The organism is Azospirillum sp. UENF 111221, from assembly GCF_058780625.1.
On sequence record NZ_JBSNCH010000005.1, the window covers coordinates 1,098,399 to 1,122,884 of the forward strand.

Annotated in this window: 21 protein-coding genes, 2 tRNA genes and 2 pseudogenes; 12 read left to right on the forward strand and 13 right to left on the reverse strand. The window is 66.4% G+C overall.

What is annotated here, in order from left to right; all coding sequences use genetic code 11:
* Nucleotides 1-33: 33 nt before the first annotated feature.
* Nucleotides 34-1,971, reverse strand: coding sequence for a propionyl-CoA synthetase (locus tag ACWPN3_RS19645; RefSeq protein WP_492261692.1), 1,938 nt, complete (start codon nt 1,969-1,971; stop codon nt 34-36).
* Between the two features lie 187 nt (nt 1,972-2,158).
* On the reverse strand, nt 2,159-2,635 hold the full coding sequence (locus ACWPN3_RS19650; protein ID WP_492240870.1) for a DUF3574 domain-containing protein: 477 nt from the start codon (nt 2,633-2,635) through the stop codon (nt 2,159-2,161).
* Between the two features lie 93 nt (nt 2,636-2,728).
* Between ACWPN3_RS19650 and ACWPN3_RS19655 the strand changes: the two genes are divergently transcribed.
* Nucleotides 2,729-3,094: a hypothetical protein gene (locus ACWPN3_RS19655; protein ID WP_109447258.1), complete on the forward strand. Its 366-nt coding sequence runs from the start codon at nt 2,729-2,731 to the stop codon at nt 3,092-3,094.
* Nucleotides 3,095-3,103: 9 nt separating this feature from the next.
* Here the strand turns inward: ACWPN3_RS19655 and ACWPN3_RS19660 are convergent, their stop codons facing one another.
* Nucleotides 3,104-3,541, reverse strand: a complete 438-nt coding sequence (locus ACWPN3_RS19660; protein ID WP_109447256.1) for an Rrf2 family transcriptional regulator — start codon at nt 3,539-3,541, stop codon at nt 3,104-3,106.
* Nucleotides 3,542-3,730: 189 nt separating this feature from the next.
* Between ACWPN3_RS19660 and ACWPN3_RS19665 the strand changes: the two genes are divergently transcribed.
* Nucleotides 3,731-4,663, forward strand: a complete 933-nt coding sequence (locus tag ACWPN3_RS19665) for an NAD(P)/FAD-dependent oxidoreductase (protein WP_492240871.1) — start codon at nt 3,731-3,733, stop codon at nt 4,661-4,663.
* Here the strand turns inward: ACWPN3_RS19665 and ACWPN3_RS19670 are convergent.
* The gene (locus ACWPN3_RS19670; RefSeq protein WP_492240872.1) at nt 4,660-5,289 is read right to left on the reverse strand and encodes a LysE/ArgO family amino acid transporter; all 630 of its coding nucleotides are present in this window, start codon (nt 5,287-5,289) and stop codon (nt 4,660-4,662) included. The two genes, ACWPN3_RS19665 and ACWPN3_RS19670, sit on opposite strands and share 4 nt — an antisense overlap.
* 97 nt (nt 5,290-5,386) lie before the next feature.
* Here ACWPN3_RS19670 and ACWPN3_RS19675 point away from each other — a divergent pair, with 97 nt between their 5' ends.
* The 3 genes and pseudogenes from ACWPN3_RS19675 (at nt 5,387) to ACWPN3_RS19685 (ending at nt 8,720) form a co-directional block, all read left to right on the forward strand.
* Nucleotides 5,387-6,316: a LysR family transcriptional regulator ArgP gene (locus ACWPN3_RS19675; RefSeq protein WP_492240873.1), complete on the forward strand. Its 930-nt coding sequence runs from the start codon at nt 5,387-5,389 to the stop codon at nt 6,314-6,316.
* A gap of 60 nt (nt 6,317-6,376) precedes the next feature.
* Nucleotides 6,377-8,192: pseudogene (locus tag ACWPN3_RS19680) on the forward strand (M3 family oligoendopeptidase).
* Between the two features lie 105 nt (nt 8,193-8,297).
* Nucleotides 8,298-8,720 (forward strand): bacteriohemerythrin, encoded by a 423-nt coding sequence (locus ACWPN3_RS19685; protein WP_492261693.1) that lies wholly within the window; start codon nt 8,298-8,300, stop codon nt 8,718-8,720.
* Between the two features lie 100 nt (nt 8,721-8,820).
* Here ACWPN3_RS19685 and ACWPN3_RS19690 read toward each other — a convergent pair.
* Together ACWPN3_RS19690 and ACWPN3_RS19695 are read right to left on the reverse strand one after the other, a co-directional pair.
* A tRNA-Lys gene (locus ACWPN3_RS19690) sits at nt 8,821-8,896 on the reverse strand.
* Nucleotides 8,897-8,919: 23 nt separating this feature from the next.
* Nucleotides 8,920-8,995: transfer RNA gene (locus ACWPN3_RS19695), tRNA-Lys, on the reverse strand.
* A 240-nt stretch (nt 8,996-9,235) separates the two neighbouring features.
* Between ACWPN3_RS19695 and ACWPN3_RS19700 the strand changes: the two genes are divergently transcribed.
* Complete coding sequence (locus ACWPN3_RS19700; RefSeq protein ID WP_492240876.1) at nt 9,236-10,765, forward strand: class I SAM-dependent methyltransferase; 1,530 nt, start codon at nt 9,236-9,238, stop codon at nt 10,763-10,765.
* Between the two features lie 42 nt (nt 10,766-10,807).
* Here ACWPN3_RS19700 and hisE read toward each other — a convergent pair whose 3' ends face one another.
* Nucleotides 10,808-11,134 (reverse strand): phosphoribosyl-ATP diphosphatase, encoded by a 327-nt coding sequence (gene hisE / locus ACWPN3_RS19705; RefSeq protein WP_109096137.1) that lies wholly within the window; start codon nt 11,132-11,134, stop codon nt 10,808-10,810.
* A 135-nt stretch (nt 11,135-11,269) separates the two neighbouring features.
* Nucleotides 11,270-11,977, reverse strand: a complete 708-nt coding sequence (phoU, locus tag ACWPN3_RS19710) for a phosphate signaling complex protein PhoU (protein WP_109452377.1) — start codon at nt 11,975-11,977, stop codon at nt 11,270-11,272.
* A gap of 201 nt (nt 11,978-12,178) precedes the next feature.
* On the opposite strand from phoU, the gene ACWPN3_RS19715 reads away from it, so the two are divergent.
* The 5 genes and pseudogenes from ACWPN3_RS19715 (at nt 12,179) to mrdA (ending at nt 17,586) form a co-directional block, all read left to right on the forward strand.
* Entirely contained in the window at nt 12,179-12,730 is a 552-nt protein-coding gene (locus tag ACWPN3_RS19715; RefSeq protein ID WP_109096138.1) for a TIGR00645 family protein, read from the forward strand.
* Between the two features lie 364 nt (nt 12,731-13,094).
* On the forward strand, nt 13,095-14,135 hold the full coding sequence (locus tag ACWPN3_RS19720; protein WP_012974729.1) for a rod shape-determining protein: 1,041 nt from the start codon (nt 13,095-13,097) through the stop codon (nt 14,133-14,135).
* A 93-nt stretch (nt 14,136-14,228) separates the two neighbouring features.
* Nucleotides 14,229-15,098, forward strand: coding sequence for a rod shape-determining protein MreC (gene mreC / locus ACWPN3_RS19725; protein ID WP_109050853.1), 870 nt, complete (start codon nt 14,229-14,231; stop codon nt 15,096-15,098).
* Between the two features lie 71 nt (nt 15,099-15,169).
* The gene (gene mreD / locus ACWPN3_RS19730) at nt 15,170-15,682 is read left to right on the forward strand and encodes a rod shape-determining protein MreD (RefSeq protein ID WP_109050854.1); all 513 of its coding nucleotides are present in this window, start codon (nt 15,170-15,172) and stop codon (nt 15,680-15,682) included.
* Nucleotides 15,683-15,698: 16 nt separating this feature from the next.
* Nucleotides 15,699-17,586, forward strand: a pseudogene (gene mrdA / locus ACWPN3_RS19735) (penicillin-binding protein 2).
* A 13-nt stretch (nt 17,587-17,599) separates the two neighbouring features.
* On the opposite strand, the gene ACWPN3_RS19740 reads toward mrdA, so the two are convergent.
* Nucleotides 17,600-18,520, reverse strand: a complete 921-nt coding sequence (locus ACWPN3_RS19740; RefSeq protein WP_492261694.1) for a DMT family transporter — start codon at nt 18,518-18,520, stop codon at nt 17,600-17,602.
* A gap of 123 nt (nt 18,521-18,643) precedes the next feature.
* Between ACWPN3_RS19740 and ACWPN3_RS19745 the strand changes: the two genes are divergently transcribed.
* On the forward strand, nt 18,644-19,375 hold the full coding sequence (locus ACWPN3_RS19745; protein ID WP_492240880.1) for an ArsR/SmtB family transcription factor: 732 nt from the start codon (nt 18,644-18,646) through the stop codon (nt 19,373-19,375).
* A gap of 55 nt (nt 19,376-19,430) precedes the next feature.
* Here the strand turns inward: ACWPN3_RS19745 and ilvC are convergent, their stop codons facing one another.
* From ilvC to ACWPN3_RS19765, 4 genes are all read right to left on the reverse strand, one after another.
* Entirely contained in the window at nt 19,431-20,450 is a 1,020-nt protein-coding gene (gene ilvC, locus ACWPN3_RS19750; protein WP_098739341.1) for a ketol-acid reductoisomerase, read from the reverse strand.
* Between the two features lie 183 nt (nt 20,451-20,633).
* Entirely contained in the window at nt 20,634-21,140 is a 507-nt protein-coding gene (gene ilvN / locus ACWPN3_RS19755) for an acetolactate synthase small subunit (protein WP_109096143.1), read from the reverse strand.
* Nucleotides 21,141-21,176: 36 nt separating this feature from the next.
* Nucleotides 21,177-22,940 (reverse strand): acetolactate synthase 3 large subunit, encoded by a 1,764-nt coding sequence (locus ACWPN3_RS19760; protein ID WP_492240881.1) that lies wholly within the window; start codon nt 22,938-22,940, stop codon nt 21,177-21,179.
* 329 nt (nt 22,941-23,269) lie between these two features.
* Nucleotides 23,270-24,481, reverse strand: coding sequence for an aminotransferase-like domain-containing protein (locus ACWPN3_RS19765; protein WP_492240882.1), 1,212 nt, complete (start codon nt 24,479-24,481; stop codon nt 23,270-23,272).
* Nucleotides 24,482-24,486 lie beyond the last annotated feature (5 nt).

A 24,486-nucleotide genomic window follows, 5' to 3' on the forward strand; every position in this document is an offset into this window, starting at 1 on the left:
GGCCCGGAGGCCGCCCCGTCCCTGTCCGGCGCATCAGGCTGGCGTGCTGCTGGTCTTGGCATAGCCCAGCGTCTTCAGCGCATCGGCGATCTCCGGCAGGATGCCCGGATCGTCGATGGTGGCCGGCATCTTGTAATCCTGGCTGTCGGCAATCTTCTGCATGGTGCCGCGCAGGATCTTGCCCGACCGCGTCTTCGGCAGGCGGTCGACCACCAGGGCGCGCTTGAAGTCGGCGACCGGGCCGATCTGCTCGCGCACCAGTTGGACGACCTCCTTGACGATTTCCTCATGCGGACGGGTGACACCGGCCTTGAGGCAGATGAAGCCCAGCGGCACCTGCCCCTTGAGGTCGTCGGCCACGCCGATCACCGCGCATTCGGCGACGTCCCTGTGGCTCGACAACACCTCTTCCATGGCACCGGTGGAGAGGCGATGGCCTGCGACATTGATGATGTCGTCGGTGCGGGCCATGACATAGACATAGCCGTCATCGTCGATGAAGCCGGCGTCGCCGGTCTGGTAATAGCCCGGGTAGTCGGCAAGGTAGGATTTCTTGAAGCGCTCGTCGGCATTCCACAGCGTCGGCAGCGTGCCCGGAGGCAGCGGCAGCTTCACGCAGATGGCGCCGATGTCGCCGCGCGGAACCTCCTTCAGCTCGGCGTTCAGCACCCGCACATCCCAGCCCGGCATCGGGCGGGTGGCGGAGCCGTACTTGATCGGGAACAGGTGGACGCCCAGCGGGTTGCCGGAAATCGCCCAGCCGGTCTCGGTCTGCCACCAGTGGTCGATCACCGGGACGTTCAGATTGTCCTCGGCCCAGTGCAGCGTGTCGGGATCCGACCGCTCTCCGGCCAGGAACAGGGCGCGGAAGTGCGACAGGTCGTACTTTTTCAGGTGGTTGGCGTCCGGATCCTCGCGCTTGATGGCGCGGAAGGCGGTGGGGGCGGTGAACAGCGTGCCGACCTTGTGCTGCTCGATCACGCGCCAGAAGGTGCCCGGATCGGGAGTCCCGACCGGCTTGCCTTCAAAGACCACGGTGGTGCACCCAGTCAGCAGCGGCGCATAGACGATGTAGGAGTGGCCGACGACCCAGCCCACGTCCGACGCCGCCCAATACACCTCGCCGGGCTTGACGTTGTAGATGTTGGTCATGGTCCAGCGCAGCGCCACCGCATGGCCGCCATTGTCGCGCACCACGCCCTTGGGCTGGCCGGTCGTGCCGGAGGTGTAGAGGATATAGAGCGGGTCGGTCGCCTTCACGGCCACGCACTCCGCCGGCTCCGCCGTCGCCACCGCTTCGGCCCAATCGACGTCGCGGCCGGCGATCAGCGTCGCGGTCTCCTGCGGGCGCTGCCGAACGATGACGCTGGACGGCTTGTGGGCCGACTGCTCGATGGCGGCGTCCAGCATCGGCTTGTACTTGACGATGCGATTCGGCTCGATGCCGCAGGAGGCCGAGACGATGGCCTTCGGCTTGGCGTCGTCGATTCGGGTCGCCAGTTCGTGCGGGGCGAAGCCGCCGAACACCACCGAATGGACGGCACCCAGACGGGCGCAGGCCAGCATGGCGACCAGCGACTGCGGGATCATCGGCATGTAGAGGAGGACGCGGTCGCCCTTCTCCACCCCCTGGGCGCGCAGAGCACCGGCGAAACGGGCGACCTGATCCAGCAGTTCGGCATAGGTGATGGTCTGGACGGTCCGGGTGACCGGGCTGTCATAGATGATCGCCGCCTGGGCGCCGCGTCCGCCTTCGACATGGCGGTCCACCGCGTTGTAGCAGGTGTTCAGCTCCCCGCCGGTGAACCAGCGGTAAAAGGGCGCGTTGCTGTCGTCCAGCACCTTGTCCCACGGCTTGAACCAGGAGATGTCCTTCGCCGCCTCGCCCCAGAACCCGGCGGGGTCCGACAGGGAGCGGGCATGCATCTGGTCGAAAAGCTCGGCAGTTGTGGTGCTGGCGGTCGGGCTCATGGCAGGGCGTCCCTCATTCTATTTTGGTACTATTCGGTGCGCATTTCCTCTCGGCCGCGAAACGATCCGTTACGCGACCTCCACAATCTGCGACAAAAGCATAAGTGCAGGCAAATGTCAGAAGGTCGGGGGTGCGACGGGCTGTCGCATTCTACGATCGGTGAAACGCTGTTCCGAAACCTGGAATTCAAAAGGAAACGCAGACCGGCCGAACGACCAGCGCGACCGACTGCTGGTGGAAGCGCCCCTTGTACAGATCGACGATTTCGCGGATGAGGACCAGCGTCGCCGGGTCGCCGTCGGCCAGCAGGGTGAGGATTTTGCTGGGCTCGCGCACCAGCCGCCCGGTCTCGATGTCGCGCCAGTGGCCCGACCCGTCGGTGACGGTCAGGCCGTTGGGAAAGCGCGGCGTCACCTCTCCGTTCAGGAAATCCGTCCAGTCGCGCTCGCTGACGCCGATCTCGTTGCCGATGTTCCGACCAAAGAACAATTGCGCCTCGATCATCGCGCCGGCCGCATAGGTTTCACAAACGATCGCCGTCGGAGCGGGAGCCAGTTGGGCCGCGGCAGGGCCGGCCAGCAGAAACAGCGAAAGCGCGGCGGAGGAGAGGCTCGGGACGATCCGCATGACGGGCCAGGTGACAGGCATGGTGACTGGGCGCATCGGTGTTTCTCCATTCGGACGGGAGAGGGAGCGTGCGGCAGTGCGGTCAGCGACGCTCTGGTCAGGACGCCCCTGGACCGTTATGCATGGATCATGGCCGTCGATCCACCCATCACCGGAATCCGCCCGATCCTGACCGTCGTTCACGGCAACGGCGAGCGGCTGATCGTGGCCCGACTCACCAACCTGGGCGGCGGCAGCCAGTCCAACCGTTTTGTCCTGCGCCGGGCCGACTTCCGCCCGCCCTGGGAGCAGCCGGAGAAGGGCTATTTCGGCTATGCCGAGGTCGCCCGCGCCCTGGACGCCAACGGCTGGCGCGGCTGCGCCATCGAGGCGATGGCGACCACCGACCTGGAGGAACGCCGCGCCCGCCTGCTCGCCCGCAAGAAGCTGCACCTGCAATGCGTCGAGGCGGCGATCCGGCGGGCGCAGGAGGGAGAGTCGCCCAAACCGGGCTAGGCTCCGCGTTCAGCACTTCCCCATCGCCTTCATGCGCCGGTCGAAATCGGCTGCGAGATCGGCGAGCGTCACTTGGCCGAGATGGCGGATGAGCACCGTCTCCGCCTCGCGCAATGCCCCATCAAGGGCAGCATTGACGGCCTGTTCGACCAGACAGCTCGGCTCGTCCGCGGTGGGACCGATGGCGAAGATCCCTGGCTCCCCCAATGCCCGGTGAATGTCCAGCAGGGTGATCCCGTCGAGCGGCCGTGCCAGCCGCCAGCCGCCGCCATGGCCCTTTTCGGACCGCACATGGCCGGCCTCGCGCAGTCCCGCCATGGTCCGGCGGATGACCACCGGATTGGTGTTCAGCATCTCGGCAATCGCCTCCGACGTCAGCGCACCCTCATGCCGGTCCATGTGAATCAACACATGCAGCATGCGGGAAAGGCGGCTGTCCTGTCTCATCGGTGATCGATCCTTTCGGGTTCAGGGCCGGGCGGATGCAGCGCCGGACAGGTGGTCAGCTCCAGCCATCCCAACTCAGGCCACTTCATAAGTTACATGGCACATTGACCGCACCCTTTCATGTAACTTATCGTGTGTCGTGATCAGGCGCAGACAGAGCGTCCGCTCCATCCGTGGAAAGGCACAGGCATGAACGGAAACGACATGACGACCTATGACGCCATCATCGTCGGCGGCAGCTACGCCGGCATCGCCGCCGCGCTGCAATTGGCCCGCGCCCGCCGCCGGGTGCTGGTCATGGATGAAGGGCTGCGGCGCAACCGCTTCGCCAGCCACTCCCACGGCTTCCTCGGGCAGGATGGCCGTCCGCCGGGAGACATCGCCGCCGAAGCCCGCGCCCAACTGATGCGCTATCCGACCGTCACCTGGATGACCGGGCGGGCCGAAAAAGCCGTCAGGACGAGCATGGGCTTCGAGATCACCGATTCGAATGGCACCGGCCACCGTGCGCGTCGGCTGCTGATCGCCGTCGGTGTGGTCGACGAGCTGCCGGCGATTCCCGGCCTGGCGGAACGTTGGGGCCGGTCCGTCTTCCATTGTCCCTACTGCCATGGCTATGAACTGATGCAAGGCCGTATCGGTGTCATAGCGGTGTCAGGGCACTCCATGCACCATGCGCTGATGCTGCCGGATTGGGGACCGACGACGCTGCTGCTGAACGGCACCTTCGACCTCGACGCCGACCAGTCGGCCCATCTGGCGCAGCGTGGGGTCGTCGTCGAGACCACCCTCATCAGCGGGATCGACCGCGACCCGCCGGAGGTCGCGCTCGCCGACGGACGCAAACTGCCGTTCGCCGGACTGTTCGTACTGCCGAGAAGCAGCGTTGCCAGCCCACTGGCCGCACAGCTTGGGTGTGCGAGCGAGGACGGGCCGCTCGGCACCCATATCAGTGTCGATGCGATGCAGGAGACCAGCGTCCCCGGTGTCTTCGCCTGCGGAGACGCGGCACGGGCGGCAGGATCGGTGGCGCTGGCCGTCGGTGCCGGTACGATGGCCGGAACGGCGCTGCACCGCTCGCTGCTGTTCTGCGAGGACGACGCCCTGTTCGCCCGCGCCTAGCCGATCAGCAGGCCGACCGCAATCGCCCACATCACCAGGGCGATGCCCCCGTCCATCGCCCTCCAGGCGCCGGGGCGGGCGAACAGCGGGCGCAGCAGTCGCGCGCCATAGCCTAGCGCGAAGAAGAACAGGAAGGACGCCGTCATCGCCCCCAGGGCGAAGGCGCCCCGCGCCTCGGCGAAGCGGGCGGAGACGGAGCCGACCAGAACCACCGTGTCCAGATAGACGTGCGGATTGAGCCAGGTCAGAGCCAGGCAGGTCAGCAGCGCCGGCAATAGCCCGCCCGCCTCCCGGTCCGCCGGGATCAATCCACCGCTGCTGCCCTGCCAGGCCGACCGGGCGCTGCGCAGGCCATAGACCAGCAGGAACGCGACACCGGCATAGCGCATCAGCGGCTCCAGCCACGGCCAGCGCGCCCCGGCGCTGGCGAATCCGCTGACCCCGATGAGGATCAGCACGGCGTCCGACAAGGCGCAGGTGGCGCAGATCGCCAGCACATGCTCGTTGCGCAACCCCTGGCGCAGCACGAAGGCGTTCTGTGCCCCGATGGCGACGATCAGGCTGAAGCCGAGGAACAGGCCCGGCAGGAAGGCGGGAAGCAGGGCAGCGGTGGAAAGCTCGGTCATCGTGGCGGTTCCGGCGTCGGTGGATGCCAATCCGCTACCACCGGGCCTTCCTTTGCCGTACTTAATCCTTCTTGCCCTGATGAAGCAGAGCTAATCCATGCTGGACTATCCGCTGCTGGCGGCCCTGGCTGCCGTCATCCGCACCGGCAGTTTCGAACGCGCCGCGCGGCAGCTCCACGTCACCCCCTCCGCGGTGTCGCAGCGGGTGAAGCTGCTGGAAGAGCGGCTGGGCGCCGTGCTGGTGGTGCGCGGCCAGCCCTGCACCGGCACCGCCGCCGGCCAGCGCCTGTGCCAGCATGTGGAACAGGTCGCCCTGCTGGAAAGCGAGCTGCGCGGCGCCCTGCCCGGCCTCAGCCCGGCGGACGGGCCGGTCACCCTGCGGATCGCCGTGAATGCCGACAGCCTCGCCACATGGTTCGTCGCGGCGATGGCGGAGGTTCCCGGCTGTCTGTTCGATCTGGTGCTGGACGACCAGGACCACAGCGCCGAGTGGCTGCGCAAGGGCGAGGTGCTGGCCGCCGTCACCGCCAGCGCGGCGCCGGTCCCCGGCTGCAACAGCCATCCGCTAGGCACGCTGCGTTACCGCGCCACCGCCAGCCCGGACTATCTGCGCCGCCATTTCCCTGATGGGGTGACGGCCGAAAGCCTCGTCACCGCCCCCTGCCTGACCTTCAACCGCAAGGACCGGCTGCAGGCGCAGTGGTTGCGTCTGGTGCTGGGCGATCACGAACCGTCGCCGGTGCCCACCCCGCCGACCCACTGGCTGCCCTCCACCCATGCCTTCGTCGATGGCGCGCTGGCCGGGCTGGGATGGGGAATGAACCCGGACCCGCTGGTCGCCGACCATCTGGCGGCCGGCCGTCTGGTCGAGCTGGTGCCCGGCCGGCCGCTGGACGTGCCGCTGCATTGGCAGCAGAGCCGCATCGCCGGCACCGCGCTGGCCGCGCTGTCGCGCGCGGTCCTGCACGCAGGGCGGCAGGCCCTGCATCCAATCGTCGAGAGCAAGGGAAGCCTGCCCGCCGCATGAGGACTTTGCCCGCGCCGCGTGCGCGCTTATATGGATCCGACAAATCTCTGGAGGGATTCGATGACCAGCAGCGCCGCCACGGCCGCAAACGACACCCCCGATCTGGGTGCGCTTCCCACCTGGGACCTGAGCGACCTCTACCCCGGCACCGAGTCGCCCGAACTGAAGGCCGACCTCGACCGGATGGAACGCGAATGCAAGGCCTTCCGCGAGCGCTATGCCGCCAAGCTGGCAGCGCTGAGCGGCGACGACCTGGCCGCGGCGATCCGCCAGTACGAGGACATCGACGAGACGCTGTCGCGCGTCATGTCCTATGCCGGGCTGGTCTACAACGGCAACATGGTCGATCCGACCGTCGCCAAATTCTACCAGTCGGCGCAGGAGCGGGTGAACGACATCTCCGCCCACCTGATCTTCTTCACGCTGGAGATCAACCGGCTGGACGAGAACGATCTGGCGGCCAAGCAGAAGGCGTCGACGGCGCTGCGCCATTACGAGCCGTGGCTGCGCGACGTCCGCCTCTACCGCGACCACCAGCTGTCCGACGAGATCGAGCGGCTGCTGCACGAAAAGCATGTGGTCGGACGCGCCGCCTGGAACCGCCTGTTCGACGAGACCATCGCCAGCCTGCGCTTCCCGATGGGCGGTAAGGATCTCCACCTGTGCCGAGGCGCTGAACCGCCTGTCCGACCGCAATCCCGCCGTCCGCCGCGAGGCCGGCGAGGTGGTGGGCAAGGTGCTGGGCGAGAATGCACGGCTGTTTGCGCTGGTCACCAACACGCTGGCCAAGGACAAGGAGATCGAGGACGACTGGCGCAACTATCCGACGCCGACCTCCGCCCGCAACCTGTCCAACCGGGTCGAGGACGAGGTGGTCGACGCGCTGGTGTCCGCCGTCAAGGGCGCCTATCCCGACCTGTCGCACCGCTACTACACGATGAAGGCCAAGTGGTTCGGGCAGGACCATCTGGACTACTGGGACCGCAACGCCCCCCTGCCGGAGGATGCCGACCGCAGCATTCCCTGGACCGAGGCGCGCGACATCGTTCTGGGCGCCTATGGCCGCTTCTCCCCCGACCTCGCCAGCTTGGGCAAGCGCTTCTTCGACAACCCCTGGATCGATGCTCCGGTCCGTCCCGGCAAGGCACCGGGCGCCTTCGCCCATCCGACCGTGCCCAGCGTCCACCCCTATCTGCTGGTCAACTACCAGGGCAAGACACGCGACGTGATGACGCTGGCCCATGAGCTGGGGCATGGCGTCCACCAAATCCTGGCCGGCAAACAGGGCCATTTCCTGTCCGATACCCCGCTGACGCTGGCGGAAACCGCGTCGGTGTTCGGCGAGATGCTGACCTTCCGCGCCCTGCTGGCGGCCGAGACCGACCCGAAGCGCCGCCGCATCATGCTGGCCGGCAAGGTCGAGGACATGTTGAACACGGTGGTCCGCCAGATCGCCTTCTTCGACTTCGAACGCCGTGTCCACACCGAACGGCGCGAGGGCGAACTGACCTCGGACCGCATCGGCGAGATCTGGATGGCGGTGCAGACCGAAAGCCTGGGCCCGGCGCTGCGCTTCGACGAGGGCTATCGCCATTTCTGGTCCTACATCCCCCACTTCATCCACTCGCCCTTCTATGTCTACGCCTATGCCTTCGGCGACTGCCTGGTGAACTCGCTCTACGCGGTCTACCAGGACGCCGAACAGGGCTTTGCCGAGAAGTATCTGGCGATGCTGTCGGCGGGCGGCACCCTGCGTCACAAGGAGCTGCTGGCCCCGTTCGGCCTCGATGCCTCCGACCCGGCCTTCTGGCAGAAGGGCCTCGGCGTCATCCGCGGCTTCATCGACGAACTGGAGGCGAGCGAGGCGAAGGCCTGACCATCCGGGTGGCTTGACCACCGTCAAGAGACCATGTCGGTTGTGCGGGTATGGTGGCCTTCGGAGCGTCGTCTCCGAAGGCCATCTTTTTTGGAAGCGAACATCATGCTTGCGACCACCACACCCGCCGCCACCGCCACGCCTGCGGCCGCCGGCACCGTCCCCATGCTCGGCCATGCGGTCATGGACTGCGACCATGTCGAATCGGTCGCGCTGCTGCAGGCGGCCTGCGAGGCCCCGGTCGGCGAACTCCGGGCTCCCTTCGCCGCCTTCGCCAAGCATCTTCGCGAGCATTTCGCCCGCGAGAACGCGCTGATGACCCAGCACGGCTTTTTCGCCCTGCATTGCCACACGGAGGAGCACGCCCGTGTCCTGACCGTGGTCGCGACGATGGAGGCCGATTTGGCGGAGGGGAAGGAGAACCGTGCCCGGCTGTATGTGACCGAGCATTTTCCCGACTGGTTCCACACCCATCTGGCGACGATGGACCGGGTGACCGCGGATTTCCTGGCACAGGCGGAGGGGTGAGGAACCGGGAGAGGCATTAGGGGAGTCGCCTCTCCCACACCGAACCGAATTCCGGAAATGGAAAAGGGCCGGAACCTGCTCGGTTCCAGCCCCTTATGGATGGTGGGCGCACAAGGACTCGAACCTTGGACCCGCTGATTAAGAGTCAGCTGCTCTACCAACTGAGCTATGCGCCCATCCGTAGGACATGTTCAAGAGATGGTGGGCGCACAAGGACTCGAACCTTGGACCCGCTGATTAAGAGTCAGCTGCTCTACCAACTGAGCTATGCGCCCATCTCTTGATGCGGTGAACTTGACTGATATCTTTTCAGAAACCAACCGACTGTTCATCGCGCCGGCCAAGCCGTTGTCCCGGCCGGTGTGGCGCGGTTTATAACGAAGGGCTTTTGACCTGTCGATAGCAAAATCGCACCCCATGTGAATTTTTTGGCGCACGCTTTTCAGTGGCCGGACTCCGCCCCTGGCAGCTACACCGGCGCTGTCGAAACGGGGCATCGGAACGGGGGATCGGGGATGGGCGGCTGGACCGAAGGCTATGTCGGCGGCATCGACTATATCCGCGCCGTCTATCGCGACTGGTCCCCGGCCATGCTTTGCTTTGCGCTGACGCTGCGCGGCTGGCGCTCGCCGGAGGCGCTGCGCCGCGGCAACTTCACCATGGCGGAGCCCGGCTGCGGCCATGGCCTGACCAGCGCCCTGCTGGCCGGCGCCCATCCGGCGGCACGGTTCGAGGCAATGGACTTCAACCCCTCCCACATCGCCGGTGTCCGCCGGCTGGCTGCCGATGCCGGGCTGGCCAATGCCGAGTTCCTTGAGGAAAGCTTTGCCGAGTACGCCCGGCGCGACGGGCCGATGCTGGATGCGGTCGCGCTGCACGGCGTCTGGTCCTGGGTGAGCGCCGGGAACCGGGCGATCCTGCTGGAGGTGCTGCGCCGCCGGCTGGCGCCGGGCGGCATCGTCTTCGTCAGCTACAACGCCCTGCCCGGCACGCTGGCCCATATGCCGCTGCGCCGCCTGCTGGTGGAGCGCAGCGCCGAAGGCGACGGCCCCCTGCCCGACCGTATCGCCGCCGCGGTGGAGTTCGCCGCACGGATGGCGGCGCAGGGTGGCGGCTGGTTCGCCAACACCGACGGCGTGGTGGAGCGGATCGAACAGCTTCGCCACAAATCGCCGAACTACATCGCCCATGAATATCTGAACGGCGACTGGACCGCCTTCTACCATGCCGACGTGACGCGCGAGCTGGCCTCCGCCAAGCTGGAGTTCGCCGGTGCCGCCGTCCCGATGGAGCAGTTGGACGATCTCACCCTCTCCCCCGCCCAGCAGGCGCTGGCGGGCGAGGCGCGCGACGCCGCCCAGGCCGAAACCCTGCGCGACCTGATGACCAACCGCAGCTTCCGCCGCGACCTGTTCGTGAAGGGCGGTGAGCGTCTGGGCCGGGCCGAGCGGCGTACCCTGCTGGGAGAGACCCGTTTCGCGCTTCTGGTCGCCGCCGACGACCTGCCGGAAAGCGCCTCCACCCCCGTCGGCCGCCTTTCCTTCCCCCGGGCGCTGTACCAGCCCCTGGGCGAGGCGCTGGCGGAAGGACCGCAAAGCGTGGACACGCTGCTTGCCCGCCCGGCCCTGGCGGCGCAGGGCGAGGACGCGGTGATGCGGGCGCTGATCCTGCTGACCAGCCTGTCGCTGGCGGCACCGGCGATGCCCGAGGATGGAGGCACCGAACGGAAAGTTTCCTGTGACCGCTTCAACGCCGCGGTTCTGGAGCGCCATCGCTTCGACGACACGCCGGGTCAGCTCGCCTCGCCACTGCTGGGTGCCGGGGCGCCGGTGTCGCGGATCGAGGCGCTGTTCCTACTCGCGATGCGACTGGGCGAGGAGCCCGCCGCCTTCGCTTGGCGCCACCTGTCGGCCGACGGCATCGTGCTGGGCCGCGACGGCGAACGCTGCGAGGGGGATGAGGCCAACCGTGCGGAACTGGCACGCCGGCATGCGGCCTTCATGCAGCGGCGGCTGCCGGCGCTGGAAAGGCTTGGGGTGGCCTGACGGACAGGCGGTCTGGCGGCAGAGGTGCCGAATACAGGGCCCTCAGCGCTCCGGCGCCGTCTTCGGCAGCTTCTCGGCGATCCCATAGAGCGCCTCGCGCCGACGGATCTCCGCGAACACGTCGTCGGGATGGATGTTCAGCGTCGCCCACAGGACCGAAAGATTGTAGAGCAGGTCGGCGCTTTCGTTGATGACGCCCTGACGGTCCTCGTTCATGGCGTCCAGCGCCACTTCGACCGCCTCCTCGCCCACTTTCTTGGCGATCTTCTTCGGCCCGGCGGCGATCAGCCGCGCGGTCTTGGAATGCGCCGGGTCCATCTGCTGGCGGTCGAGGATGGCGGCATAGAGGCGGATCAGGTCGTCGGTCATCAGGGAGGTATTGTCTCGTGTGCGGGTGACGAAAGCATCGTTACGCTAACGTGATCACTCCGCAACGCAATTACCATCCCCCATAGGCGCGGTGGAGCGCCGCACAACGGCCTTATGCCATGCGGCGCTCCGCTTTCAGCGGACCGGGTCGTAGGAATGATCGGCCTTGGGACGCTCTTCGAGCAGGGTCTGGCCGGTGCTGACGAAATAGACGACCTCGGCGATGTTGGTGGCGTGGTCGCCGATGCGCTCAAGGTTTTTGGCGATCATCATCAGGTGCATGTGCGCCGTGAACTGGTCCTGCGCCGCCAGAGCTGACCGTTCCACTTCCGCAACGAGGCTGGTGTAGAGTGCATCCACCTCGTCGTCTGTGCGCCAGATCCGCAGGGCGGCCTCGCCGTCATTGTCGACATAGGCGTCGATCACGGCGCTGAGCCGTTCGCGCACCAGCCGGCCGAGCTGCGGCAGCCCCGCCATCGACCCGGAGTCGGGCAGGCTGAAGATGGCGACGGCGCGCTTGGCGGTGTTGGCCGCATGGTCGCCGATGCGCTCAAGGTTGCCGGCGATCTTCAAAGCCGCGATCACCTCGCGCAGATCGTCGGCGACCGGCTGGCGCAGCGCCAGCAGGCGCATGCAGTGGGCTTCGATGTCATGTTCAAAGGAGTCGAGTCGGGCATCCGACTCCACGATCTCCCGCGCAAGTTCGGGGTTGCGCTGGGCCAGGCAGGTCAGGGCCTGGTCGATCTGCGTCTCCGCAGCGCCGGCCATCTGCACGATGGCGGATTTCAGCCGCTTCAGCGCGTCCTCGAACGCGGACACGATGTGCGGAGCGGAGGTCTTCATGGTCGCCAAACCCTTCCCGGCGGTCTCGTTCCAGGCCGCCACCATAGCGCCGGGACGTTACGGTACGATGACAGCGCCTATGACCTAGGGCAGCCCTCCCTCACTTCGCGCATGCGGAAGAAACTGTCCGATTGATTTTGCGGCGCAGCATTGCGACACATGGTCCCTATCCCCCTCCCCAACGACGTGCCGAAACCCGCCATGATCGAACGCCGCTTTGAACAGATCATCTTTGCCAGCCGCTGGCTGCTCGCGCCCTTCTATCTCGGGCTGGTGGTTTCACTGGCCGCGCTGCTGGTGAAGTTCACGCAGGAGATCCTGCACATGATCCCGCATGTGCTGGAGATGAGCGAAAAGGACGTGCTCCTGGGCGTGCTGACGCTCATCGACCTGTCTTTCGCCGGCAACCTTCTGCTGATGGTGATCTTCGCGGGATACGAGAACTTCGTCTCCAAGATCGACGTCGCCAATCATGAAGACCGGCCGGACTGGATGGGTAAGGTCGATTTCGGCGGGCTGAAGCTGAAACTGATCGCCTCCATCGTCGCCATCTCGGGCATCCACCTGCTGAAAGCCTTCATGAACCTAGCCCAGACCTCGCGCGACGAGCTGATGTGGCTGGTCATCATTCATATGACCTTCGTGATTTCCGGCGTTCTGCTGGCTTGCATGGACCGGCTCGAAGGTCATCACGGCCATGCTGCCAAGCCCGAGGAGAAAGTTGGGTCGAAATCCACGGCGGATCATCACTGATAAGTCACGATGTTCCTTCGTCTCGTCTGTCAAATGTCTATTGCGGCGCAGCAACGACAGGGATAGACACTTCACCGTCACGCCGGCCAGCAGGGTTTTCAGCGGATCGGAATGGGCTTTGCCGCAGGGTTTGGGCCCGTTGACGGATTATTAACCCTAACCCGCCACTGTGCCCATCACCAGACGCCATGCCGCGGCGGTCTCCGGTTCGCCGGGGACCCTGTCCACAGCAGGCATCAGGGCTGCCGGGCGCACTCTCCGCTTGAGCGTGCGGGCGCATTCGACTATGGAACCGTTGGCGGGCATGCTATGCCAGTCCGTCGGCTCGGCCGTCTCAACCGCTTTGATAGAGTTCGTCAGCTCCATGCTCTCCAAACTGCTCGGCGTGCTGTCCGCCGACATGGCGATCGATCTGGGGACGGCCAACACCCTGGTCTATGTCAAGGGCCGCGGCATCGTCCTGAACGAACCGTCCGTCGTCGCCATCGCCAACGTGCGCGGCAAAAAGCAGGTTCTCGCCGTCGGTGACGAGGCGAAGATGATGCTTGGCCGCACCCCCGGCAACATCCAGGCCATCCGGCCGCTTCGCGACGGCGTCATCGCCGATTTCGAAGTCGCGGAGGAAATGATCAAACATTTCATCCGCAAGGTTCACAACCGCCGCAGCTTCGCCAGCCCGCAGGTCATCATCTGCGTGCCGTCGGGCTCGACCGCGGTGGAACGCCGGGCGATCCAGGAATCGGCGGAGGCCGCAGGCGCCCGCCGCGTCTTCCTGATCGAGGAGCCGATGGCCGCCGCAATCGGCGCCGGGCTGCCAGTGACCGAACCGACGGGCTCGATGGTCGTCGACATCGGCGGTGGCACCACCGAAGTGGCCGTGCTGTCGCTGGGCGGCATCGTCTATTCGCGCTCGGTGCGCGTCGGCGGCGACAAGATGGACGAGGCCATCATCGGCTACATCCGCCGCAGCCACAATCTGCTGGTCGGCGAAGGCTCCGCCGAGCGGATCAAGAAGGAAATCGGCTCCGCCTGTCCGCCTGAGGACGGCGAAGGCCGCATCCTGGAGATCAAGGGCCGCGACCTGATGAACGGCGTGCCGAAGGAGTTGATCATCTCCGAGCGCCAGATCGCCGAGTCGCTGGCAGAGCCGGTCTCCGCCATCGTCGAGGCGGTGAAGGTCGCGCTGGAGCACACCGCTCCGGAGCTGGCCGCCGACATCGTCGACAAGGGCATCGTGCTGACCGGCGGCGGCGCCCTGCTGGGCAATCTGGACTTCGTCCTGCGCCACGCCACCGGCCTGCCGGTGTCGATCGCCGACGATCCGCTCTCCTGCGTGGCGCTCGGCACCGGCCGCGCGCTGGAGGAGATGAAGACGCTGCGAAACGTCTTGGTCAGCGCCTACTGATTGGTGTATCCCTGGTTGGAAGGCCTCCGGTCCCCTGCCCACCCCTGGCGGTGAGGACCGGAGACGGACCGCGTATCTGGACGGGAATTTCCTGTGAAGCCACGCTCATCCGGCTCCGTCATCCGCCTTGCCGCCCCCTTGCGGGCTCTCGCGCAGCGATTCTCCTTCCTTCTGCTCGTGCTGGCCTCCATCGCCCTGATGATGGTCGGCAAGATCGAGTCCGTCTCGGTCGACAGCGCACGCGCACGCGTGACCGATGCCTTCGCCCCCATCCTGGACGCCATCTCCCGCCCCGCCGCCACCGCGGCACGCGTGGTCGAATCCGCGGTGGAGCTTGAGAACGCCTTCGACGAGAACCAGCGGCTGAAGGCCGAGAACGCCCGGCTTCTGCAATGGAAGCAGGCCGCGTTGCGGCTGGAGTCGGAGAACAACAGTCTGCGCAGTCTGCTGCGGGTCCGCCCGGAACCGTCGGTCAACTACATCGCCGCCCGCGTCATCGCCACCCCCGGCAGTTCCTTCGTCCGCACACTGGTGGTCACCGCCGGCAAGCGCGACGGAGTGCGCAAGGGTCAGGCGGCGCTCGCCGGCGCCGGTCTGGTCGGCCGGGTGATCGAGGTCGGCGAATGGTCGTCCCGCGTCCTGCTGCTGACCGACATCAACGCCCGCATTCCGGTGATCCTGTCGAACACGCGCCAGCGCTCGATCCTCGCCGGCGACAATTCCGATCAGGCCAAGCTTCTCTATCTGCCGCCGGACTCGCCGATCCAGGTGGGCGAGCGGGTGGTGACCTCCGGCGACGGCGGCCTCTTCCCGCCCGGCCTGCCGGTGGGCGTGGTGACCGCGGTCAGCGAGCGCGGCATCCGCGTCCTGCCCAGCGCCGACCTGTCACGCGTCGAGCATCTGCGTCTGGTGGATTTCGGCCTGCCGAGCACCGATCTGGACCCGTCGCCAGATTCGAAGTGAAGTGGATGTGGAAGTGAGCTGGTTTTGGACGTGAGCCGGACGGACGGTCCGCCAACCGGGGGATTGCCGTCATGACGGCGACCTTCTGGCAGAAAGTGGACAAGACCGGGCGCAATCTAGCGCCCTTCGCCGTCACGGTGATGATGGTGCTGGTCGGCATGATCCCGCTGCCGGTCCCCGGCTATGCCCCGGTCGCACCGAACCTGACGCTGGTCTCGGTCTATTACTGGACGATCCACAGGCCTGACCTGATGCGTCCGGGGGTGGCCTTTCTCATCGGACTGCTTCAGGATTTCCTGATCGGCGGACCGCTGGGCGTCAATGCCCTGCTGCTGGTCGTCGCCCAATGGGCGGTCCTGAACCAGCGCCGGGTGTTCCTGGCCAGCACCTTCGCCCTGTTGTGGTTTGGCTTCACGCTGGTGATGGCGGGTGCCGTCCTGCTGCAATGGCTGGCTTTTTCGGTGCTCGACGCCGTCACGCTGTCGATCCTGCCGGCCCTGTTTCAGGGCCTGCTGACGGTGGCGGTGTTTCCTGCGGTGGGTTGGCTGCTGATCCGCGTCCATCGCGCGTTCCTGAACGGGTAAAGGGTCGACGGGTCTCATGAGTTCGATCGATCGCGACACCGACCGTTCCCGCCTGCTGGCGCGCCGCGCCCTGGTGCTGGGCGGTATCAAGCTGGCCGGCCTGTCCGCACTGGTCGGTCGGCTCTATTACCTGCAGGTGGTCGAATCGGCGCGCTACACCATGCTGGCGGAGGAGAACCGCATCAGCCTGCGGCTGATCGCGCCGTCCCGCGGCAACATCGTAGACCGCTTCGGCGTGCCGCTGGCGGTCAACCAGCAGAACTACCGCGTTGTCGTCGTGTCGGAGCGCACCCACAACATCCAGGAGACGCTCGACAAGATCTCCCGCATCGTGCCGCTGACCGATGGCGACCGCCGCCGCGTGCTGCGCGAGTTGCACCGCAAGCGCCGCTTCGTTCCCGTCACCGTGCGCGAGAACCTGACCTGGGAACAGGTGGCGACGCTGGAGACCAACACCCCCGACCTGCCCGGCGTGTCCATCGAGGTGGGCGAACTGCGCTATTACCCGCAGGCGGACTGGACCGCCCATATCCTGGGCTATGTCGGCGCCGTCTCGGAGTCGGAGCTGAGCGGCAACCAGCGACCCCGTCCTGTCGCTGCCCGGCTTCCGCATCGGCAAGGCCGGCATCGAGAAGTTCCACGAAAAGGTGCTGCGCGGCACCGCCGGCACCAGCCAGCTGGAGGTCAATGCGGTCGGCCGCGTCATCCGCGAATTGTCCCGCGACGAGGGCCAATCCGGTCGCGAGGTGCAGCTGACCATCGATATGGCCCTGCAACGCTTCGTTCAGGAGCGGCTGTCGCAGGAGGTCAGCGCCTCGGCCGTGGTGATGGATGTCCACACCGGCGGCATCTATGCCCTGTGCTCGCACCCCAGCTACGACCCCAACCAGTTCACCATGGGCATCAGCGCCGAACTGTGGGAAGAGCTGCTGTCCAACCAGGCGACGCCGCTGAACAACAAGGCGGTGGTCGGACAATATCCGCCGGGCTCCACCTTCAAGATGATGGCGGCGCTGGCGGCACTGGAATCGGGGGTGGTCAGCAACCGGCACACGGTGTTCTGCCCCGGCCATCTGGAGCTGGGCGACCACCGTTTCCACTGCTGGAAGCGCGGCGGGCACGGCACCATCGATTTCGTCGGCGCGCTGCGCCATTCCTGCGACGTGTTCTTCTACGACGTGTCGCGGCGGATCGGCATCGACCGCATCGCCGAGATGTCCAATCGGTTCGGCCTGGGCAGCCGCACCGGCATCGACCTGCCGCACGAGCGCGCCGGCCTGATCCCGTCCATCGCCTGGAAGAAGGCGACGCTGGGCAAGAACTGGGACATGGGCGAGACGCTGGTCGCCTCCATCGGCCAGGGCTATGTGCTGACGACGCCGCTGCAACTGGCGGTGATGACCTGCCGGCTGGCCAACGGCGGCTATGCGGTCAAACCGCACCTGACCAAACAGATCAAGACGGTCAGCGGCGAGCAGACGGCCTGGCCCAGCATCGGTGTGAAGAAGGAGAACCTCGACATCGTGCTGCGCGGCATGACCGAGGTGACCAACGCCCCCAACGGCACCGCCTTCAAGTCGCGCATCACCGAGGTCGGCTATGAGATGGCCGGCAAGACCGGCTCCGCCCAGGTCCGCCGCATCACCATGGCCGAGCGCAACACCGGCGTGAAGAAGAACGAGGACCTGCCCTGGCGCGAGCGCGACCACGCGCTGTTCGTCGCCTTCGCGCCGATCCAGGCGCCGCGCTACGCCTGCGCGGTGTTCGTCGAGCATGGCGGCGGCGGCTCCACCGCGGCGGCCCCGATTGCCCGCGACATCCTGCTGGAAACCCAGAAGCGCGACCCCGGCCGCGCCGCCGTCGCCGAAACCCCGCCGACCGGCTTCGGAGAACCGCGGGGCTGAGGAGCGGATCGGCTCAGGACCGGGAGCGGACAGGGATGGTCATCGCCGCCACCCCCAGCACGACCAAGGCACAGCCGGCAAGCATGGTCGGCTCCAGCGTCTCGCCCAGCATCAGAACGCCAATTCCCACCCCGATCGGCACTCGCAGATAGGCTTGCGCGGTTGTCGGAACCGATCCGATGGTGTGGACAAGCCGGAAATAGAGAACGAAGGCCAGCGCGGTCGAGAAGACCGACAGGCCGGCAAGCGCCAGCAGCAAGTCCGGTGACGGCGACAGGGTCCAGGGGCGGTCGACCGCCAGACTGACCGGCAGCAACAGCGCAGCCCCGCACAGCAACGACCCGGCGGCCGGCATGATCGGATCCAGCCCCTTGAACATACGGCCGAAGATGGCTGCTCCGGCATAGCAGATCGTGGCGAGGACGATGGCTCCTTGTGCCAGCAGATCGTGGCCGATGCCGTCGATGGCCCCCGTCCCGATGATCAGCACCGTTCCACCGAGACCGGCGAACACACCGATCGCCTTCCGCCAGCCCACGGCCTCGTGCCGGGTCAACAGGAGGGTGAGGAGGAAGGCGAAGATCGGTGTGGTCGCGTTGAGAATCGCTGCGGACCCGGCATCGACCGTCTGTTCGGCCCAGGCAATCAGGGTAAAAGGGAGAACGCTGTTCAGACAGGCCTGAAGGAGAAACCGCTTCCACACAGCCCCTTCCCGCGGCAGGGACAGGCCGCGCCAGCGGATGACCGCCAGCAGGATGGCTCCGGCGATCAAGGTCCGCCCAGCGATGAAGGTCAGCGGCGGGATCGTCTCGACGCCGATGCGGATGAAGCTGTAGGACGCGCCCCACAAGGTCGCGAGGGCCAGCAGCAAGGAAAGCTCGACACGCAGATCGGGCCGCGAAGCTGCGGTATCGGGGGCAGGAAGACTGGTCATGATGGCTCCATCGGTCTGCAAGGGGACCACCATGACAGCCGAGCCCTTGAGAGCCCGCCGCAAACGCTTCGGCGGCGGACGAAACGTCGGCGGCTGACGGGGCCGGCGACGGGGCCTAAACTGATGGCCATGACCAGCCCGCCCTTCCCCCTCGCCTCCGCCAACGGCATCGCCACCATCGCCGCGCTGATCGGCGATCCGGCGCGGGCGAACATCCTCTCCGCCCTGATGGGCGGGCAGGCGCTGACCGCCGGCGAATTGTCCTGGCATGCCGGTGTCGGAGCGGCGACCACGAGCGGTCACCTTGCCAAAATGAGCGAGGCGGGATTGCTGGCGATGGAACGCCAGGGCCGGCACCGCTATTACCGGCTGGCCTCCCCCGACATCGCCCAGGCGATGGAGAGCCTGATGGCGGTGGCCGCCGCCGGCCCGCGGCGCCACCGGCCGCCCGGCCCGAAGGACGAGGCGCTGCGGACCGCCCGCACCTGCTACGACCATCTCGCCGGACGGCTCGGCACGAAACTGGCCGACAGGCTGAACGAGCGTGGATTCGTTATCCTTGGCGACGGCGGCGCCCTGGTCACCGACGACGGCCGCGATTTCCTGGGCGGCCTGGGTCTCGCAATTCCCGACGCCGGTGGACGCCACAGGCCCCTGTGTCGGGTCTGCCTGGACTGGAGCGAGCGGCGGCACCATCTGGCCGGAAGGCTGGGCGCAGCCCTGCTGACATGTTCGCTGGAGCGCGGCTGGATCGCACGCAGTCCCGACAGCCGTGCAGTGACGATCACCGAGGCCGGCAGCAAGGAATTCGACACGATTTTCGGCGTCACGCCGGAGCATCTGAAAGCCAAATAAAAAGCGCGCCCCCGAAGGGACGCGCTTTTCATCGAACCGACAGGCTTTCGCCGGATCAGTTCTTCGACTTGTCGACCAGACGGCGCTCGGCGATCCACGGCATCATGGCGCGCAGCTTCTCACCGACCTTTTCGATCTCGTGCTCGGCGTTGCGGCGGCGGATCGCCTTGAAGGACGGCTGGCCGGCCTTGCATTCCAGCATCCAGTCGCGGACGAAGCGGCCTTCCTGGATGTCGGTCAGGACGCGCTTCATCTCGGCCTTGGTCTCGGGCGTGATGATGCGCGGGCCGGTGCGGTAGTCTCCGTATTCGGCCGTGTTGGAGATCGAGTAGCGCATGTTGGCCATGCCGCCCTCGTACATCAGGTCGACGATCAGCTTCACTTCGTGCAGGCACTCGAAGTAGGCCATCTCAGGCGCGTAGCCCGCCTCGACCAGCGTCTCGTAGCCGGCGCGGATCAGCTCGGTCAGGCCGCCGCAGAGCACGGCCTGCTCGCCGAACAGATCGGTCTCGCACTCTTCCTTGAAGGTGGTCTCGATGATGCCGGCGCGGCCGCCGCCATTGGCCGAGGCGTAGGACAGGGCGATGTCCAGCGCGTTGCCCGAGGCGTTCTGGTGAACGGCGACCAGCGACGGCACGCCGCCGCCACGCTGGTATTCGCTGCGCACGGTGTGGCCGGGGCCCTTCGGCGCGATCATGAACACGTCGAGGTCGGCGCGGGCCTCGATCAGGTTGAAGTGGATGTTCAGGCCGTGCGCGAAGGCCAGGGCGGCGCCCTGCTTCATGTTCGGGGCCAGATCGTCCTTGTACAGGTCGGCCTGCAGCTCGTCCGGGGTCAGAACCATCACGACGTCGGCCCAGGCGGCGGCTTCGGCCGGGGTCATCACCGTGAAGCCGGCGGTCTCGGCCTTCTTGATGGTGGCCGAACCCGGGCGGAGCGCAATCCGCACGTCCTTCACGCCGCTGTCACGCAGGTTGTGGGCGTGGGCGTGGCCCTGGCTGCCGTAGCCGACGATGACGACCTTCTTGCCCTTGATCAGGTTGACGTCGGCATCACGATCGTAATAGACGCGCATGGAGATGGTTCCTTGAATTCACAACGAACGAAGACAGAGTGCGTTTCCTGCGGCGGATTACTCCATTGAGCAAAGCCGCGCGTCAAGAGAAACAATCGCTCGATGGAACGGCAAAATGCAAAGCTTCCTTGCGTTTTTGCCGCCCCAATCTTTCGCAGAATGCTGTTCTGCGGGAGCGGCGCCTTAGAAGGCCGCCGGCCCCTTCGACATGGCGACCACGCCGGTGCGGCTGGCCTCCACGAGTCCGAGCTGGGTCATCAGGCCGACGAAGTCGTCGACCTGCTCGGTGGTGCCGGTCAGCTCGAAGACGAAGCTGGTGAGCGTGGCGTCCACCACCTTGGCCTTGAAGATGTCGGCGAGGCGCAGCGCCTCGATCCGCTTGTCGCCGGTGCCGGCGACCTTGACCAGCGCCAACTCGCGCTCCACCGCCGGCCCCTCGTCGGTCAGGTCATGGACGCGGTGGACCGGAACCAGCCGGCTCAACTGCGCCTTGATCTGCTCGATGATCATCCGGGTGCCGGAGGTGACGAGCGTGATGCGCGACAGGTGGTCGGCGTTGTTCACCTCAGCCACCGTCAGGCTTTCGATGTTGTAGCCGCGGCCGGAGAACAGCCCGATGACGCGGGCGAGAACGCCCGGCTCGTTGTCCACCAGCACGGCGATGGTGTGCTTTTCGATCACGTTTTCCATGAGACCCGTCCCTCCTGTTCGTTCGTCGTCAGCCGATCAGACCAGCACCATGCCGTCTTCCGGCGTGGCGTCGGACGGGCTGTCGTCCGGACCGAACAGGATCTCGTTGTGGGCCTTGCCGCCCGGGATCATCGGGAAGCAGTTCTCCTTCGGATCGACGGCGATGTCGATGATGCAGGGGCGGTCGGTGACCGCCAGCATCTTCTCGATCACCTGATCGACCTCGGCCACCGTGGTGGCGCGCAGGCCGACACAACCCCAGGATTCCGCCAGCTTCACGAAGTCCGGCAGGGCTTCGGAGTAGCTCTGGGAATAGCGCGATCCGTGCAGCAGTTCCTGCCACTGGCGCACCATGCCCATATACTGGTTGTTCAGGATGAAGATCTTGACCGGCGCGCGGTATTGCACGGCGGTGCCGATCTCCTGCATGTTCATCAGGAAGCTGGCTTCGCCCGACACGTCGACGACGATGGCATCGGGGTGGGCCAACTGGGCGCCGATGGCGGCCGGCAGGCCGTAGCCCATGGTGCCGAGCCCGCCCGAGGTCATCCAGCGGTTGGGCTGGTCGAAGGGCAGGAACTGGGCGGCCCACATCTGGTGCTGGCCGACTTCCGTCGTGATGTAGTGGTCCTTGCCGCGCAGGGCCTCGCGCAGGCGCTCCAGCGCATATTGCGGCTTGATCACCAACTCGGTGCGATTGTAGTTCAGGCAGTTGCGGGCGCGCCAGCCCTCGATCTTGCCCCACCACTCCTTCAGCGCGGCCTTGTCCGGCGACTTGGCGCGCGCCTTCCAGATGCGCAGCATGTCTTCCAGCACGGCGCCGCAGTCACCGACGATCGGAATGTCGACCGCGACGTTCTTGTTGATCGAGCTGGGGTCGATGTCGACGTGGATCTTCTTCGAGCCCGGCGAGAAGGCCGACAGCTTGCCGGTCACGCGGTCGTCGAAGCGGGCGCCGATGTTGATCATGACGTCGCATTCGTACATGGCGAGATTCGCCTCGTACGTGCCGTGCATGCCGAGCATGCCCAACCACTGGCTTTCGGACGCCGGGAAGGCGCCCAGGCCCATCAGGGTGGAGGTGATCGGGAAACCGGTGGTCTTGACGAACTGGGTCAGCAGCTTGGCGGCGAAGGGGCCGGCGTTGATCACGCCGCCACCGGTGTAGAAGACCGGCCGCTTGGCGTTGGCGATCAGTTCCACCGCCTCTTCGATGCGGGCGATCTCCGGCTTCACCTGCGGACGATAGGTCTTGTGCTTGACCTCTGCCGGCGGGACGTAGGTGCCGTCTGCGAACTGCACGTCCTTCGGAATATCGATCAGCACCGGGCCGGGACGCCCGCTGCGCGCGACATAGAAGGCCTCGTGCAGGGTGCGGGCCAGATTGTCGACGTCCTTCACCAAGTAATTATGCTTGGTGCAGGGACGGGTGATGCCGGTGGTGTCGGCTTCCTGGAAGGCATCGTTGCCGATCAGGTGGGTCGGCACCTGGCCCGACAGGCAGACCAGCGGGATGCTGTCGCACAGCGCGTCCAGCAGGCCGGTCACCGCGTTGGTAGCGCCGGGGCCGGAGGTCACCAGCACGCAGCCGACCTTGCCGGTCGAGCGCGCGTAACCTTCGGCCGCGTGAACCGCGGCCTGCTCGTGGCGTACAAGGACATGCTTGAGGTCGTTCTGCTGGAACAGCGCGTCGTAGATGGGAAGTACGGCGCCGCCGGGATAGCCGAAGATGATGTCAACGCCCTGATCCTTCAGGGCCTTGATGACGATCTGGGCGCCGGTCAGCTTCTGTTCGGACATCGCTCACGACCTTCTCATGTGGGCGCCTCCTCTAAGGCACCCGGTTCCTTGGACTTGTCACCGACCGAGACTGCTGGGCTATGCCGCCGGAACAACGGCTTAGCCCCGCTGGCGGGGGCCGGGAGCGGCAAATTAGTCAAAAGCTCGGTCGCAGGTCAACCCATTTTGCGAATGTTCGCAAAGTTTTTTTGCCGCAGTTTTTCCAAATGTTGCGCACTGGCTTTGCAACACCGGCTCTGCGCCGCTTGGTTTCCACCGGATACGGAAACGGCGGCCGCACCGAAGCGCGGCCGCCGTTCCGAAGAGGCGACGATGAAAAGCCGGAGCCGTCAGGCGGCGGTCTTCAACAACCCGCACAGACGGCGGATGCCCTCGCGGATCTGGGCCGGCTTGGTGACGGAGAAGGCCAGCCGCAGCGTGTTCTTACCCGACCGGTCGGCGTGGAAGGCCGAACCGGGGACGAAGGCGACGTTGGCCTCCTTGATGGCGCGGGCCAGCAGTTCGGTACCGTCGACACCCTCCGGCGCCTCGATCCAGACAAACAGGCCACCCTCCGGCTTGGTCCAGGTGACGCCCGGCGGGGCGTATTCCTCAAGCGCCGCCAGCATGGCGTCGCGGCGCTCCTTATACTGGGTGCGCAGCAGCTTGAGGTGGCTGTCGAAGATCTGCGAGACGACGTCATGCATGACGATCTGGTTGATCGTGCTGGCATGCAGGTCGGCGGCCTGCTTCATCAGGACCAGCCGGTTCACCACCTCGGGCGCCGCGTTGACCCAGCCGACGCGCATCGCCGGAACCATCGTCTTGGAGAAGGTGCCGCCGAAGATGACGTTGGTCAGCTTGCCGCCGTTGCGCTCGCAATCCAGCGCCGCCAGCAGCGGCAGATGCTCGCCGTCATAGCGCAGCTCGCAATAGGCGGTGTCCTCGATCACCGGCACGCCGGCCGCCTCGCAGGCGTCCAGGATGGCGTGGCGGCGGGCCAGCGTCACCGTGGTGCCGTTGGGGTTCTGGAAATCGGGGACGAGGTAGAAGAACTTCGGCTTCTGCGCCAGCGCCTCGGTCAGCGCCGTCATCTCCGGGCCTTCCTCGTCCATCGGGATGGAAAGATAGGTCGGCTCGTAGGGCGAGAAGGCCTGGAGCGCGCCGAGATAGGTCGGGCGGGTCACGACGATCTTGTCGCCGGGGCCGATCAGCAGCTTGCCGACGAACTCCAGCACCTGCTGCGAGCCGTTGGTGATGAGAACGCCGTCCAGCCCGATGTTGACGCCCTTGCCGCCCATGTAGTTGCAGATCCACTCCCGCAGCGGCGTGTAGCCTTCGGTGATGGAGTATTGCAGGGCGGCGCCGGCACCGGAGTTGGACTGGAAGATCTTCTCGTAGGCGCGGGCGATGGCCGAGCTGGGGAACAGGTCCGGATCGGGGATGCCGCCGGCGAAGGAGATGATCTCCGGACGATCGATCAGCTTCAGCAGTTCCCGGATTTCGGACGCCGTCATGCCGCCCACGCGGCCCGCGAACACATGACCCCAATCAACCGACACGGTGC

Coding starts and splice junctions, on each gene's coding strand:
- ACWPN3_RS19645 (WP_492261692.1), bottom strand. CDS start 1,971: ATGAGCCCGACCGCCAGCACCACAACTGCCGAGCTTTTCGACCAGATG.
- ACWPN3_RS19650 (WP_492240870.1), bottom strand. CDS start 2,635: ATGCGCCCAGTCACCATGCCTGTCACCTGGCCCGTCATGCGGATCGTC.
- ACWPN3_RS19655 (WP_109447258.1), top strand. CDS start 2,729: ATGGCCGTCGATCCACCCATCACCGGAATCCGCCCGATCCTGACCGTC.
- ACWPN3_RS19660 (WP_109447256.1), bottom strand. CDS start 3,541: ATGAGACAGGACAGCCGCCTTTCCCGCATGCTGCATGTGTTGATTCAC.
- ACWPN3_RS19665 (WP_492240871.1), top strand. CDS start 3,731: ATGAACGGAAACGACATGACGACCTATGACGCCATCATCGTCGGCGGC.
- ACWPN3_RS19670 (WP_492240872.1), bottom strand. CDS start 5,289: ATGACCGAGCTTTCCACCGCTGCCCTGCTTCCCGCCTTCCTGCCGGGC.
- ACWPN3_RS19675 (WP_492240873.1), top strand. CDS start 5,387: ATGCTGGACTATCCGCTGCTGGCGGCCCTGGCTGCCGTCATCCGCACC.
- ACWPN3_RS19685 (WP_492261693.1), top strand. CDS start 8,298: ATGCTTGCGACCACCACACCCGCCGCCACCGCCACGCCTGCGGCCGCC.
- ACWPN3_RS19700 (WP_492240876.1), top strand. CDS start 9,236: ATGGGCGGCTGGACCGAAGGCTATGTCGGCGGCATCGACTATATCCGC.
- hisE (WP_109096137.1), bottom strand. CDS start 11,134: ATGACCGACGACCTGATCCGCCTCTATGCCGCCATCCTCGACCGCCAG.
- phoU (WP_109452377.1), bottom strand. CDS start 11,977: ATGAAGACCTCCGCTCCGCACATCGTGTCCGCGTTCGAGGACGCGCTG.
- ACWPN3_RS19715 (WP_109096138.1), top strand. CDS start 12,179: ATGATCGAACGCCGCTTTGAACAGATCATCTTTGCCAGCCGCTGGCTG.
- ACWPN3_RS19720 (WP_012974729.1), top strand. CDS start 13,095: ATGCTCTCCAAACTGCTCGGCGTGCTGTCCGCCGACATGGCGATCGAT.
- mreD (WP_109050854.1), top strand. CDS start 15,170: ATGACGGCGACCTTCTGGCAGAAAGTGGACAAGACCGGGCGCAATCTA.
- ACWPN3_RS19740 (WP_492261694.1), bottom strand. CDS start 18,520: ATGACCAGTCTTCCTGCCCCCGATACCGCAGCTTCGCGGCCCGATCTG.
- ACWPN3_RS19745 (WP_492240880.1), top strand. CDS start 18,644: ATGGCCATGACCAGCCCGCCCTTCCCCCTCGCCTCCGCCAACGGCATC.
- ilvC (WP_098739341.1), bottom strand. CDS start 20,450: ATGCGCGTCTATTACGATCGTGATGCCGACGTCAACCTGATCAAGGGC.
- ilvN (WP_109096143.1), bottom strand. CDS start 21,140: ATGGAAAACGTGATCGAAAAGCACACCATCGCCGTGCTGGTGGACAAC.
- ACWPN3_RS19760 (WP_492240881.1), bottom strand. CDS start 22,940: ATGTCCGAACAGAAGCTGACCGGCGCCCAGATCGTCATCAAGGCCCTG.